Below are 13,474 nucleotides of genomic sequence, written 5' to 3'. Positions count from 1 at the left end.
CAGACAGGATACATTCGCCCGCAGGCCGCCCATACCGCTTCGGGACGGCTGGACCGGCGCGACGGGCATCCGGCGACGGGCATCCGACGGCGGCCGTCCGACGGCCTGTCGCCGGCGGGCCGCGCACACCGCCCCGCCCGTCAGCGCGACGGCCACTTCCACGGCGGCAGGTCGCGCGTATCCGCGTCGACGAGCACGGTCGCGCCGAGCTGCTTGTCGAGCACGAGCGACTCGCAGCCGGCCTCGCGTTCGAGCGTCGCGATGAGCCGCGCCGCGTGCGACACGACCAGCACCTGCGAACGTTGCGCGGCCTGCGCGATCAGGCGGCCGAGCGCCGGCAGCAGATCGGGGTGCAGGCTCGTCTCCGGTTCGTTCAGCACCATCAGCGCGGGCGGCCGCGGCGTCAGCAGCGCTGCCGCGAGCAGCAGATAGCGCAGCGTGCCGTCCGACAGCTCGGCGGCCGACAATGGCCGAAGCAGCCCCGGCTGGCGCATCAGCACGTCGAAGCGGCCGCGGCCGCCCGGATTGTCGATGTCGATCGAGGCGCCGGGAAACGCGTCGTCGATCGCCGCATCGAGCGCGGCGGCATCCCCGATTTCGCGAATCGTCTGCAGCGCGGCGGCCAGGTCGGCGCCGTCGTCCGCGAGCACCGGCGTGTGAGTGCCAATGTGCGACTGCCGGGCCGGCGCCTGCGCATCGGTGCGGAAATGGTCGTAGAAGCGCCACGACCGGATCCGCTCGCGCACCGCGATCATCTCCGGCGCGCCGACCGGATCGGCAAACTCGGTCATCATGCTGTCGAAGCTCGCGACCGGCTGCGGCACCGTGCGCCAGTCGCCCGACGCGGTGCGCGCGCGAATCTGCGCGCCCTGCCGGTCGACCAGCAGCGTCGACGGGCGCAGCAGCGCGCCGCCCCAGATGCATTCGCGCTTCACGACGGGATCGAGCGAGAACTGCGAACGGCTCGGGACCGGCAGGCCGAGATCGATCGCATAACCGAAATCGTCGCCCGCGAAACCGAGCTTGAGGCTCACGGGCCCGTTGCGCACCGTACCGGTCACCGGCATTTCGCCGCTCAGCATGGCGCGCGAAAAGCGCTCGGGGCCGGCCCACAGCGTCGACGGCAGCCCGCCTTCGCGCGCGAGCGACGGAATCACGCGCCCCTGCGCCGTATCGGCGAGCAGCCGCAGCGCGCGGTACACGCTCGACTTGCCGCTGCCGTTCGGCCCCGTGACGACGGTGAGCGCCGCGAGCGGCACGATCAGCTCGCGCAGCGAGCGGTAGTTGGCGATGGCGAGCGTGTTCAGCGCGGTCATGGAAAGGAAATGGCGGCGGGTATCGGCACGCGTTCAGCGGCCTTCGGTGGCCTTCGGATCGGCCGCGGTGTTGGCCGCCGTGCTGGCGGCGGGCGGGCGCGCATGCGGCCGTTCGGGGTTCGGCTCGTCCAGCGCCGCATCGTGCGGATACAGCTCCATCCGGCTGCGCGGCAGGCATTGCGGAAAACGCGCCTGCAGGTAGGCGATCAAGCCCTCGCGCACGCGACAGCGCAGATCCCAGCACGCCGACGAGTCGGCCGCGCTGACGAGCGCGCGCAACTGCATCGTGCGCTCGGTCGCGTCGGTCACCTGCAGCACCTGCACGCGGCCGTCCCACTCGGGCGCCGCATGGACGAGCCGCGCGAGCTCCTCGCGCAACGGCGCGAGCGGCGTGCGGTAGTCGACCGACAGGTACACCGTGCCGATGATCTCCGAGCTGCTGCGCGTCCAGTTCGTGAACGGGTTTTCGATGATCCACTGCAGCGGAACGACGAGCCGGCGCTGGTCCCACAGCCGCACCGACACGAACGAGCCCGTGATTTCCTCGATGCGGCCCCACTCGCCCTGGATCACGACGACGTCGTCGAGCCGGATCGGCTGCGTGAGCGCGATCTGCAGTCCGGCGATCAGGTTGCCGAGCACCGGCCGCGCGGCGATGCCGGCAACCAGCCCCGCGACGCCGGCCGACGCCAGCAGGCTCGCGCCGACCTGGCGCACGTTCGGGAACGTCATCAGCGCGGCGCCGGTGCCGATGATCACGATCAGCACCATGACGGTCCGCACGAGCACCTTGGCCTGCGTGTGGACGCGTCGTGCGTGGAGATTGTCGGCCGCGTCCATCGGATGGGCCTGGATGATCGCGTCGCCGACGCCGGCCGCGAGCCGCACCAGCAGCCAGGTCAGCGACACGATGGAGCCGACCGCGGCCGCGGTGCGCATCCCGCCCACGAACGACATGCCTTCGTCCGCCTGGATCCACAGGAACTCGAGCGCGAGCAGCGCGAGCGTGACGAGCGACGGTTTGTCGATGTAGCGCAGGATCACGCTCATCAACGGATACGGTTGCGCGATGCGCTTGACGATGCGTGCGCCGACACGGTGCACGATCACGACGACAAGCACGACGATGACCGACACGCCCAGCGTGCCGAGCCACGCATGCAATGGCGCATCGGCGATGCGCTGCAATTCCTCGATTGAAATCATCGGCGCCCGGGATGCTTCGGTTATGAGGCGCGGCGGCCTCGTCCTGGATGCGTCGGCGACGTCCGGGCAACGCGCGCGCCCGGCCGCGGCGTCAGATCAGCTGCCGCCCCTGCACGGGAACGCCTTGCCGAGACCGAGCGACACCGCGGTGCTCGCGTTGTAGTCGGCCAGCTTCGGGTTCTCCGCGATGTACTTGCGCACCGCGTCGGTCATCTGCTGCGCCCGGATGTCGGGCGGCAGGCAGAAATACTGCCCGACGCGCGGCCCCGTGGTGCCGCCGATCGCGTCGATCGTGTTGTAGACGCCATCGGCGGCGCCTTCGATGTAGGCCGCGCACGACGCCCGCGACTTGACGTCCGTCTTCGCGCACAGCCGGTCGAGATCCGCGCCCGTGAAAGCCGCCGCCGACAACGGCACGGCGAACGCCGCGGCACAAAACATAGCCCGCAACATGGTGTTCCTTATGTCAATGCGGCCCGGGGGCCGCTTGCTGCGCTGACCGGCGCGGCGGCCGGACGCCCGCGGATGGCCGGATTCCGGCCGTCCGGGCGCTGCGCCACCGCGCCGAAACCGTCATTTTGCACTCTTTTGGGCATCTGCCGGCGCCGACGCACCGATGCGCACCGTCCGCTTGCTCAGGATGTCGATCGCGTCCGGCGCCTTGTAGTGCTTCGCAAACTCGAGCGCGGTGATGCCGAGCTGGTTCTTCACCTGCGGATCGGCACCCTGGTCGAGCAGCAGGTTGACCGTCGTCGCGTGGTTCCCGCGCGCGGCCATCATCAGCGGCGTCGTGCCGTTCGGCGATGCGGTGTCGATATACGCGTCGTGGTCGAGCAGGATCTTGACGACCTCGTCCTGGCCGTTGGTCGCCGCGTAGTGCAGCGGTGCCCAGCCCTTCTTGCTGACTTCCGCGCCCTTGTCGATCAGCAGCTTGACGAGCCCGACGTCGCCGTTCAGCGACGCGAGCATCAGCGCGTTCTCGCCGGCCTTGTCTTCCTTCTCGAGGTCGACGTTCGGCGTCGTGGCGATCGCGGCAGCGACCTTGTCGGACTTCTCGCGCGCGGCGATCACGAGGATCGGGTCGCCGTTCGGCGCGAGCGTGTTCGGATCGAGCTTGCCGCTCTTGAGCTGCTTGCCGATGTCGGCGATGTCGTCGAACTTGACCGCCTTGACGATCGCGTCGAGCGACTCGGCATGCGCGCCGGCGGCGGCGAAGAGGCCGCTCGCGACGAGCGCGGCGGCGACGAGTGCGCGCTTGGGCAGATATGTGGTCGGCTTCGTCATTGTTGTGGGCTCCTTCCCTGGGTTATCGGCTGGCCGCGCGTCGTTAGCGGGCGATCTTGAACAGCCGGAAAAAGTTCTGTGTCGTCGCATCGGCGAGCGCCTCGACGGCAATCCCGCGCTCGGATGCGATAAAGCGTCCGACATGGCTGACGTACGCAGGTTCATTCGGCTTGCCGCGATACGGCACCGGCGCGAGGTACGGCGAGTCGGTTTCGATCAGCAGCCGGTCGAGCGGCACGCGCCGCGCGACGTCCTGCACGTCGGTCGCATTCTTGAACGTGACGATCCCCGACAGCGAGATATGGAAGTTCTGCGCGAGCGCCTGCTCGGCGACGGGCCACGGCTCGGTGAAGCAGTGCATCACGCCGCCCGGCACGTCCGCGCGCTCCTCGGCCATGATCCGCAGCGTGTCCTCCGACGACGAGCGCGTATGGACGATCAACGGCTTCATCGTCGCGGTCGCCGCGCGGATGTGCGTGCGAAAGCGTTCGCGCTGCCACTCCATGTCGGCGATCGAGCGGCCCTCGAGGCGATAGTAGTCGAGGCCCGTCTCGCCGATCGCGACGACCTTCGGGTGCGCGGCCAGCTCGATCAGTTCCGCGAGCGTCGGCTCCCGCGCGTCCTCGTGATCCGGGTGCACGCCGACCGAAGCGTACACGTTGTCGTGCGCCTGCGCGATGGCGAGCACGTCGGGCAGCGTCTCGAAGTCGACCGACACGCACAGCGCGTGCGTGACGTCGTGCTCGCGCATGTTCTCCAGCACGGCAGGCAGGCGGTCGGCGAGACCCTTGAAATTGATGTGGCAGTGAGAGTCGACGAACATCGTGGTTCCTGAATACGGTTGGCGGGCGCTCATGCGCTCGCCGGCAATCGTTTCCTCACGCGAAGGAAACAATACGCGCTCACGCGAACATTTCCCGATAACCGAGAAACAGTTCCTCGAATACGAGCCGGGCATTGAGCGGATGGTTCTCGACCGTCCGCTGGCGCGTCACGGCCTTCATGAAGCGCGCGAACGCATTCGCGTCGACGCCTTCCGCGCACCGCGCGAGCGCGGCCGCCTGCATCGGGAAGTAGCGCGGCGCGCCCGCCATCCGCTGCGCGAGCAGATCGTACAGCCAGCGCTGCAGCCAGCCGAGCACCAGCGGCACCGGCAGCTTCTGCAGCGTCTCGCCGCACGCGAACGGATCGCACGCGGCGCCGGCCGCGAGCTGGCCGAGCGTGAAATCGCGCAGCGGGCGGTTCTCGTCGCTCGCGAGCGCCAGCGCGGCGAGCGGCGCGCCGCCGGCCTCGGCGAGCAGCGCGCGCGCATCGCCGATGCCCTGCGCCGCGAGCCACGCCGCGGCCGCGTCGGGCGCCGGCACGGTCATCGGCCACTGCCGGCAGCGGCTGATGATGGTCGGCAGCAGCCGGTCGATGCGCGCCGACACCAGCAGGAACACGACGCCGGACGGCGGCTCCTCCAGCGTCTTCAGCAGCGCGTTCGACGCGGCGACGTTCAGCGCCTCGGCCGGATACAGCACGACGACGCGCGCGCCGCCGCGGTGCGAACCGACCCCGCAGAAGTCGAGCAACGCACGCACCTGCTCGATCTTGATTTCCTTGCTCGGCGTGCGCGTCTTCTTGCCGCCTTCGTCCGCGTCGGCCGGCTTCGCGTCGTCGATGACGCCCGGCGCCTCGCCCGCGAGCGCCTCGGGCAGCACGATCCGGTAGTCCGGATGGTTGCCCTGCGCGAACCACGTGCAGGCCGCGCAGGTGCCGCACGGCTCGCCGTTCGGCTGCGGCGCCTCGCACAGGAAGCCCTGCGCGAGATGCTGCGCGAACTGCAGCTTGCCGATCCCGGCCTGGCCGTGCAGCAGCAGCGCATGCGGCCACTGCGCACGCAGTTGCTGCAGGCGGTTCCAGTCGTCGGTCTGCCACGGATAGATCATGTGGTGCGTTCCTTCGTGTTACAGCGCGGCGAGCACGCGTTCGAGCTGCTGGCGGATTTCGGGAATCGTCTGCGTCGCGTCGACGATCGCGAAGCGATGCGGCGCTTCTTCCGCGCGCCGCAGGTATTCGCCGCGGGTGCGCGCGAAGAATGCGTCCGACTCGCTTTCGAACTTGTCGGGCATGCGCGCGGCGCCGCGGCGCTCGCTCGCCACTTGCGGCGCGACGTCGAACAGCACCGTCAGGTCGGGCTGGAAACCGCCCTGCACCCAGCGCTCGAGCGTCTCGAGCTTGTCGCGCGGCAGCCCGCGGCCGCCGCCCTGATACGCGAACGTGGCGTCGGTGAAGCGATCTGACACGACCCAATCGCCGCGCGCGAGCGCGGGCTCGATCACGAGCGCGAGGTGCTCGCGGCGCGCGGCGAACATCAGCAGCGCTTCGGTCTCGAGATCCATCGGCTGGTTCAGCAGGATTTCGCGCAGCTTCTCGCCCAGTTGCGTGCCGCCCGGCTCGCGGGTCACGACGACCTGCCGGCCGCTCGCGGCCAGCCTGGCCTGGAGGCGTTCGCAGAACCATTGCAGGTGGGTGGTCTTCCCCGCCCCGTCGATGCCTTCGAACGTGATGAATTTACCGCTCGCCATTATTGACCTCGTATGTACTTGTCCACGGCCTTGTTGTGGTCGCCGAGCGTGTCCGAGAACACGCTCGTGCCGTCGCCCTTCGCGACGAAATAGAGCGCGCTCGTCTGGGCCGGATTGATCGCCGCCTGCAGCGCGGCGACGCCCGGCAGGGCGATCGGCGTCGGGGGCAGCCCGCGGCGCGTGTAGGTATTGTAGGGAGTGTCGGCCTGCAGGTCGCGCTTGCGCAGGCGGCCGTCGTACGCATCCCCCAGGCCATAGATCACCGACGGATCGGTCTGCAGCGGCATCCCGATGCGCAGCCGGTTCGCGAACACCGCCGCGACGAACGCGCGATCGGCCGCGTGGCCCGTTTCCTTTTCGACGATCGACGCGATCGTCAGCGCTTCGTAAGGCGTCTTGTACGGCAGTCCGGGCACGCGCGCGGCCCACGCTTCGTCGAGACGCGTCTGCATCAGGTGGTACGCACGCCGGTAGATGTTCAGATCGCTCGTGCCCTTGTCGAACAGGTAGGTGTCGGGGAAGAACAGCCCCTCGCCGCTGCCGCGCTGGATCGCGTTGTCCGGCGCCCCGATCGCGCGCAACAGTTCGGCGTCGCTCATGCCGGCCGTCGCGTGCGCGAGATCGGGATTGCCGTCGAGTTCCGCGCGCATCCGCTTGAAGGTCCAGCCTTCGATCACCGTCGCGACGTATTCGTTCACGTCGCCCCGTGCGATCTTCTGCAGCACGTCGTACGGCGTGATGCCGGTCTTGAATTCGTAGTTGCCGGACTTGAGCCGGCTCGACAGCCCGAGCAGGCGCGTCATCGCGACGAAGCCGAGCGGCTCGACCGGGACGCCGCCGCGCTCGAGCTGCAGCGCGACGCTCTTCACGCTGCTGCGCGGCTTGATCGTGACGTCGAGCGACGCGGCACCCAGCAGCAGCGGCCGGGTCGCCCAGTAATACCCGCCGCCCGCGCCGGCAGCGGCCACAACGACGGCCAGCGCCACGACAGTCGCGGCGCATTTCTTCAGTAGGGACATGGAAACGTGACTCAGGTAAGACCCATATAATACTTGCTCGCCTTCGTCAAAGTCAGGGTTGACTGTTCCCTCATTCCATGAGCACACCGTTCGCTTCACCGGCTGCCCAGCCCGCATCCGTCTCGCTCCCCGTTTTCCCCCGCCCGTCCGCCGCCGATTTCGACGCGCCGGGCGCCTGCATGCCGCTCGCGCAGTTCGGCGTGATCGACGTGGCCGGCGACGACGCCGCGACGTTCCTGCACAGCCAGCTCACCAACGACATCGAGCATCTCGATGCCGCGAGCGCGCGCCTGTCCGGCTATTGCTCGCCGAAGGGCCGCCTGCTCGCGTCGTTCCTCGCGTGGCGCGCCGGTCACGGCGTGCGCCTGCTCGTCTCGAAGGACGTCCAGGCCGCCGTGCAGAAACGGCTGTCGATGTTCGTGCTGCGTGCGAAAGCGAAACTGACGGACGCGAGCGACGCGCTCGCGGTGGTCGGCTTCGCGGGCGACGTGCGCGACGCGCTGTCGGGCATCTTCGACGCGCTGCCGGACGGCGTACACGTGAAGGTAGACGGCCCGGCCGGGGCGCTGATTCGCGTGCCGGATGCGGCCGGCCGCAAGCGCTACCTGTGGATCGGGCCGCGCGCGGAAGTCGACGCGCGTCTCGCCGCGCTCGCCGGCACGCTGCCGGTCGTATCGCCGGCCGTGTGGGACTGGCTCGACGTGCGCGCGGGCGAGCCGCGCATCACGCAGCCGGCCGTCGAACAGTTCGTGCCGCAGATGGTCAACTTCGACGTGATCGGTGCCGTTAACTTCCGCAAGGGGTGCTACCCGGGCCAGGAAATCGTCGCGCGCAGCCAGTACCGCGGCACGATCAAGCGCCGTACCGCGCTCGCGCACGTCGTCGGCGAGACCGACACCGTGCATGCCGGCGTCGAGCTGTTCCACAGCGACGACCCGGGCCAGCCGTGCGGGATGATCGTCAACGCGGCGGCCGCGCCCGCGGGCGGCGTCGACGCGCTCGTCGAGATCAAGCTGGCCGCGCTCGACAACGGCACGGTGCACCTCGGTGCGGCCGACGGTCCGGCGCTCGCGTTCGACGCGCTGCCGTACGCATGGCCGACGGAAGCGTGACGCACTGACAACCCGTTCGCACGCCGGCGCGCACATGGCGGCCGGCGCCCGACGTTTCCTGCGAGAGATTCGCCCGATGTGTCTGATTGCCTTCGACTGGCAGCCTGATGCCGCCGCCGGTCCCGTCTTTACCCTGACCGCCAACCGCGACGAATTCTTTCGCCGCACGAGTGCGCCGCTTTCGTGGTGGGAGGATGTGCCGGGCGTGCTCGCCGGCCGCGATCTCGAAGCGGGCGGCACGTGGCTCGGCGTGTCGCGCGACGGCCGCTTCGCGGCGCTGACCAATTACCGCGCGCCGTTCGACATTCGCGCGGGCGCGCCGACCCGCGGCAAGCTCGTGTCCGATTTCCTCCGCGGCCCGTCCGTCGCGCCGCTCGACTACCTCGGCGAGCTGGCCGAGCACGCGGCTGTCTACAACGGCTTCAACCTGCTGGTCGGCGACTGGAAGCGGCGCGAACTCGCGTGGCTCTGCAATCGCGCGGCCGAAGGTGAAACCGGGATCGCCGCGCCGATCTCGATCGGCGCCGGCGTGCATGCGCTGTCGAACGCGCGGCTCGATACGCCCTGGCCGAAAGTCGTGCGCAAGCGCGCCGAACTCGGCACGCTGCTGACCGACAACCCGACTCCGTCGCTCGACGAGCTGATCGATCTGATGCGCGATCCGCATGTCGCGGACGACGACGCGCTGCCGCATACCGGCATTCCGGTCGAGCGCGAGCGGGCGCTGTCGGCTGCGTTCATCGAGACGCCCGAATACGGCACGCGCGGCACGACCGCGCTGCGCGTGACGATGAAGGAAGGCGTGCGGCTGACGGTCGACATCAAGGAACGCTGCGACGACGACGGCTCGCACCGCACCGTTCGCCCGGGCAGTTTCGAGCGCGCGTTCACGTTCGACATCGACGCGACGCAACCGCGCTGAGCCTGCCGCCCGCGCGGCACTAGGGCGCGCGCGCCATCTCGACGTGCGGCACGCCGATTTCGACGAACGGTTCGCCGATCGCCGCGAAGCCGTGCCGCGCGTAGAACGACACCGCGGCATCCTGCGCGTAGAGCCGCACGACCGGCTCGCCGCGATGCCGCGCCGCATCCAGCAGCGCATGGAGCACGGCCGATCCCGCGCCCTGCCCGCGCGCGTCGGCCAGCACCGCGACGCGGCCGATCGTGCCGGTGCGCAGCAGCCGTCCCGTCGCGACCGCGCGGCGCGCGCCGGTCGCCGCATCGACCCGGTAAGCCACCGCGTGCAGCGACAGCGGATCCTCGTCGTCGAGCTCCCATTCCGGCGGAATCCGCTGCTCGCGCACGAACACCGCATCGCGAATACGTGCGGCATCGCCGCCCAGCACGACCCAGTCACCCGTTTCCACCCAGCCGTCGGTCATCGCTTCCTCCGCGCGGCGCCGGGCGCCGCCGCCGTCAAACGTCGTCGAATGCGGCCTTGAGCGCCGCCACCGCGTCGGCATGCGCGGCCCGCACCTCCGGCACGTAGCCGCCCATCTTGAAGAACTCGTGGATCATCCCCGGATAGCAGACCAGCGTAACCGCATTGCCGGCCGCGCGCAGCTTGTCCGCGTACGCGGCGCCCTCGTCGCTCAGCGGGTCGTATTCGGCCGTCGCGATCCAGGCCGGGGCCACACCGGCGAACGACGGCGCGCCGCGCGTGCCGTCGAGCGGCGCGAAGCGCCAGTCGTCGCGGTCGGATCGATCCCGCACGTATTGCGTGAAGAACCACTGGATCGTGTCCTGCGTCAGCAGGTAGCCGTTCGCGAGCCGTCCGTGCGATTCGGTGTCCTGGTAGCCCGTCACGCCCGGATAGATCAGCAGCTGCAGCGCAAGGTCGATGCCCGCGTCGCGCGCGAGCACCGCGCAGACGGTCGCGAGCGTGCCGCCCGCGCTGTCGCCACCGACCGCGAGCCGCGCCGCATCGATGCCGAACGCGGCGGCCTCGCGATGCAGCCAGCGCAATGCGTCGTCGGCGTCGTTCACCGCGGTCGGGAACCGGTGCTCGGGCGCGAGCCGGTAGTCGACCGACAGCACCGCGCACTGCGCGTCGCGCGCGAACATGCGGCACAGCGCGTCGTGCGTGTCGACGCTGCCGACCGTGAAACCGCCGCCGTGGTAATAGACGAACGCCGGCAGCGGTTCGGCGAGGCTCGGCTCAACCGGCAGGTACAGCCGCGCGCCGATCGTGCGGCCATCGCGCGTCGGCACGACGCAGGCCTCGACCGAATGCATCGGCGCGGGCGCGACATCGAGGATCGGCGCGCTCTTCTCGTACGCGGCGCGCGCCTGCTGCGGCGTCTGGTGGTGATAGGACGGGCGTTTCGCGCGCTCGACCATGTCGAGTATCTGGGCGATCTTCGGATTCAGCGGCATCGGTGAGGACGGCGCATGCGGCGCCGTGAACGGACAAGCGTCACATGATGCCACGCGCGGATCAGACGAGCTGCACGAGCTGCTTGCCGAAATTGCGGCCTTTCAGGAGCCCGAGGAACGCGTCCGGCGCCCGCTCGAGTCCGTATGCGATCGTCTCGCGGTAATGCAGCTGCTTCGTCGCGACGAGCTCGCTGAGTTCCGCCAGCGCGGGCGGCCATGCGTCGGGATATTCGAACACGATGAAGCCCTGCATCGTCAGCCGCGAACGCAGGATCAGGCCCGGATTCGCGAGCGGCACGGGCGCGCCGTCGTAGCCGGCGATCATCCCGCACACGGCGATCCGGCCGAATGCGTTCATCCGCGTCATCGTCGTGTCGAGCACGGCGCCGCCGACGTTCTCGAAACAGCCGTCGACGCCGTCCGGCGTCGCGGCGGCCAGATCGTCGGCCAGCCGGCCGGCCTTATAGTCGACGCACGCGTCGAAGCCGAGCGTGTCGACCACGTAGCGGCACTTGTCGGGGCCGCCCGCGATACCGACCGCGCGGCATCCGGCGCGCTTCGCGAGCTGGCCGACGACGCTGCCGACCGCCCCGCTCGCCGCGCTGACGACGATCGTTTCGCCGGCTTTCGGCGCGATGATCCGGTTCAGCCCGACCCACGCCGTCACGCCCGGCATGCCGGTCACGCCGAGCCAGGCGGACAGCGGCACCCGCGACGTGTCCACCTTGCGCAGCCCGTTGCCGTTCGACGTGCCGTATTCCTGCCAGCCGAACTGGCCGACCACGTGCTCGCCGACAGCGAAATCCGGGTGACGCGATTCGATCACCTCGCCCGCCGTGCCGCCGATCATCACTTCGTTCAGCGGCTGCGGCACCGCGTACGACTTTGCGTCGTTCATGCGTCCGCGCATGTACGGATCGAGCGACAGGAAATGGTTGCGGACCCGCAGCTCGCCGTCGGCGAGCGGCACGAGCGGCGTTTCGACGAGCCGGAAGTTGTCGGCGCTCGCGGCGCCTTGCGGGCGGGACACGAGCAGAATCTGGCGATTGATCGTGTTCATGGCTGCCTCCTTGGCTGCGTTCGCAGCGTGACGCGGGCCCGCTGCGAATCCGTGCCGCAAAACAAAACGGCCCTGCCCGTAACCTGGCAGGGCCGCGCATTCCGGCGCTTACGCGTCGCTCGGGCCGGGCTGGGCATCCGGCGCCGTGCGCGTGCGTTGCCGCTTGATGTCGCGGCCGACCGCGAGCCGCCGCATGTACTTGAACGTGCCGAGCGCCTTCGCGACGAAGTTGCCGTCGCTGTCGCGCACTTCACCTTCGCAGTACGCCATCGTCGTCGAACGATGCATCACGCGTCCGTATGCGCGCAACTCGCCGCGCCCGGGCTGCATGAAATTCACCTTCATCTCGACCGTGACGACGCCGACGCCGTCGTCGGTCAGGCTCCGGGCGGCCATCGCGAGCGCGATGTCCGACAGCGTCATCGTCACGCCGCCGTGCGCGATGCTCCACGTGTTCATGTGCCGCTCGTCGAGCGGCAGCACGATCTCGCTCGCGCCATCCTTCGCGGACACGAGCCGCACGCCGAGCAGATCGACGAACGGGCTTTCGATCGACGGGCCGTCCGTCGGGGATGCCGCGTCGCTCATCGTGCGCTGTCGGACAGGTAGTCGACGCACTGGCGCGATTCGGCCACGGCAACGACGAATTTCTTCACTTCCTGGTGAACCGGGTGCACCTGGTACGCATCGAGCGCGGCCTGGTCCGTGAAATCGGACACGAGCACGACGTCCGACGTGGCCTCCAGGCCCGGCGTCGCGATGCCGACGTCGAGTTGCAGGATGCCCGGCACGAGGTCGCGGCAGCCTTCGAGCTTTTCCTTCAGCTTCAACGCGTTTTGCGCACGCGTGCCGCCTTCCGCCGATTCCTTCAGCTTCCACATCACGATATGTCTGATCACTTCCGTTGCTCCTGTTCGTTGGCGTGCGTGCTGCCGGCGCGCCGCTGGGGCGGCGGGCGACGCACCCCGTCTGTTGTCGGTCTGCGCTGTTTGCCCGCTGGCGCGGGCGGGCCGGGACGAAACGGGTCGAATATCGACCGTCGTCCGGTCGTTCCGACGACGATACGCGATTTTTCACCGCATCGATATTCGACGACGCGATCCGGGAAACGGCGGCAGGCACCAAGCCTACCAAACTTGACGACCGCGATGGGGTGATCATGCAGCGGGCAGCCCGCATCGGTTGGCGTGCGGCGGCAATGGCGTCCGTCTGCGGCCGAATGGCAGGAACGCGCATTGCTCGGCCGAATCGCCCGGCTTCACGTCGCGATTGGCTCGGCTCCGGTCCGGCATCAATCGCCGGATCGCCGGATTGAAGCGCCATTGCCAACCATTTGATCGATCGTTATCCGGATTCGTTATTCATATTTTCATAGTCGCAGTTTTTACCGATTAGTCGGGTAATAATTGCGATTTAACAGGTAATTAAATATTCAAAAATCCATAAAACATCATTGACTTTGACTTTCATCGAAATTTAGAATCCCATACAACGTCTTTCGTCTGATTTTTCAGAACCGCACGAACATCGC

At 68.9% G+C, this 13,474-nt stretch carries 15 protein-coding genes; 2 read left to right on the top strand and 13 right to left on the bottom strand.

The window, feature by feature from the left end; translation table 11 throughout:
* Window positions 1-140 precede the first annotated feature (140 nt).
* From ACV22V_RS05325 to mltG, 8 genes are all read right to left on the bottom strand, one after another.
* Window positions 141-1,316 (bottom strand): AAA family ATPase, encoded by a 1,176-nt coding sequence (locus tag ACV22V_RS05325; RefSeq protein WP_059693302.1) that lies wholly within the window; start codon window positions 1,314-1,316, stop codon window positions 141-143.
* A 33-nt stretch (window positions 1,317-1,349) separates the two neighbouring features.
* Window positions 1,350-2,522 (bottom strand): mechanosensitive ion channel family protein, encoded by a 1,173-nt coding sequence (locus ACV22V_RS05320; RefSeq protein WP_059529770.1) that lies wholly within the window; start codon window positions 2,520-2,522, stop codon window positions 1,350-1,352.
* A 96-nt stretch (window positions 2,523-2,618) separates the two neighbouring features.
* A complete protein-coding gene (locus ACV22V_RS05315; protein ID WP_006755340.1) occupies window positions 2,619-2,975 on the bottom strand; it encodes a Rap1a/Tai family immunity protein in 357 nt (118 codons plus the stop codon).
* A gap of 120 nt (window positions 2,976-3,095) precedes the next feature.
* A complete protein-coding gene (locus ACV22V_RS05310; RefSeq protein WP_059529767.1) occupies window positions 3,096-3,806 on the bottom strand; it encodes an ankyrin repeat domain-containing protein in 711 nt (236 codons plus the stop codon).
* Between the two features lie 43 nt (window positions 3,807-3,849).
* The gene (locus tag ACV22V_RS05305; protein ID WP_059529764.1) at window positions 3,850-4,629 is read right to left on the bottom strand and encodes a TatD family hydrolase; all 780 of its coding nucleotides are present in this window, start codon (window positions 4,627-4,629) and stop codon (window positions 3,850-3,852) included.
* Window positions 4,630-4,708: 79 nt separating this feature from the next.
* Window positions 4,709-5,737 (bottom strand): DNA polymerase III subunit delta', encoded by a 1,029-nt coding sequence (locus ACV22V_RS05300; protein WP_059529761.1) that lies wholly within the window; start codon window positions 5,735-5,737, stop codon window positions 4,709-4,711.
* Window positions 5,738-5,755: 18 nt separating this feature from the next.
* Window positions 5,756-6,376, bottom strand: coding sequence for a dTMP kinase (gene tmk, locus ACV22V_RS05295; protein ID WP_059529758.1), 621 nt, complete (start codon window positions 6,374-6,376; stop codon window positions 5,756-5,758).
* Window positions 6,376-7,395 carry an endolytic transglycosylase MltG gene (gene mltG, locus ACV22V_RS05290; RefSeq protein WP_059698542.1) on the bottom strand — a complete coding sequence of 340 codons (1,020 nt, stop codon included), beginning with the start codon at window positions 7,393-7,395 and terminating at the stop codon, window positions 6,376-6,378. The genes tmk and mltG overlap by 1 nt, the downstream gene beginning before the upstream one ends.
* A 77-nt stretch (window positions 7,396-7,472) precedes the next feature.
* Between mltG and ygfZ the strand changes: the two genes are divergently transcribed.
* Window positions 7,473-8,507 (top strand): CAF17-like 4Fe-4S cluster assembly/insertion protein YgfZ, encoded by a 1,035-nt coding sequence (gene ygfZ / locus ACV22V_RS05285; RefSeq protein WP_059529752.1) that lies wholly within the window; start codon window positions 7,473-7,475, stop codon window positions 8,505-8,507.
* Between the two features lie 76 nt (window positions 8,508-8,583).
* Window positions 8,584-9,429, top strand: a complete 846-nt coding sequence (locus ACV22V_RS05280) for an NRDE family protein (protein ID WP_448013191.1) — start codon at window positions 8,584-8,586, stop codon at window positions 9,427-9,429.
* Between the two features lie 19 nt (window positions 9,430-9,448).
* Here ACV22V_RS05280 and ACV22V_RS05275 read toward each other — a convergent pair whose 3' ends face one another.
* From ACV22V_RS05275 to ACV22V_RS05255, 5 genes are all read right to left on the bottom strand, one after another.
* On the bottom strand, window positions 9,449-9,889 hold the full coding sequence (locus ACV22V_RS05275; RefSeq protein WP_448013190.1) for a GNAT family N-acetyltransferase: 441 nt from the start codon (window positions 9,887-9,889) through the stop codon (window positions 9,449-9,451).
* A 34-nt stretch (window positions 9,890-9,923) separates the two neighbouring features.
* On the bottom strand, window positions 9,924-10,883 hold the full coding sequence (locus tag ACV22V_RS05270) for an alpha/beta hydrolase (RefSeq protein ID WP_059529743.1): 960 nt from the start codon (window positions 10,881-10,883) through the stop codon (window positions 9,924-9,926).
* Between the two features lie 61 nt (window positions 10,884-10,944).
* Window positions 10,945-11,943 carry an NADP-dependent oxidoreductase gene (locus ACV22V_RS05265; protein ID WP_448013189.1) on the bottom strand — a complete coding sequence of 333 codons (999 nt, stop codon included), beginning with the start codon at window positions 11,941-11,943 and terminating at the stop codon, window positions 10,945-10,947.
* Window positions 11,944-12,051: 108 nt separating this feature from the next.
* Window positions 12,052-12,531 carry a PaaI family thioesterase gene (locus tag ACV22V_RS05260; protein WP_006753420.1) on the bottom strand — a complete coding sequence of 160 codons (480 nt, stop codon included), beginning with the start codon at window positions 12,529-12,531 and terminating at the stop codon, window positions 12,052-12,054.
* The gene (locus ACV22V_RS05255; RefSeq protein WP_059529737.1) at window positions 12,528-12,842 is read right to left on the bottom strand and encodes a Dabb family protein; all 315 of its coding nucleotides are present in this window, start codon (window positions 12,840-12,842) and stop codon (window positions 12,528-12,530) included. Before ACV22V_RS05255 ends, ACV22V_RS05260 begins: the two co-directional genes overlap by 4 nt.
* Window positions 12,843-13,474 lie beyond the last annotated feature (632 nt).

Source organism: Burkholderia sp. AW33-5 (genome assembly GCF_053427615.1).
Note: the sequence above shows the minus strand (reverse complement) of the source record. Positions and strands in the feature narration are given on the sequence as shown.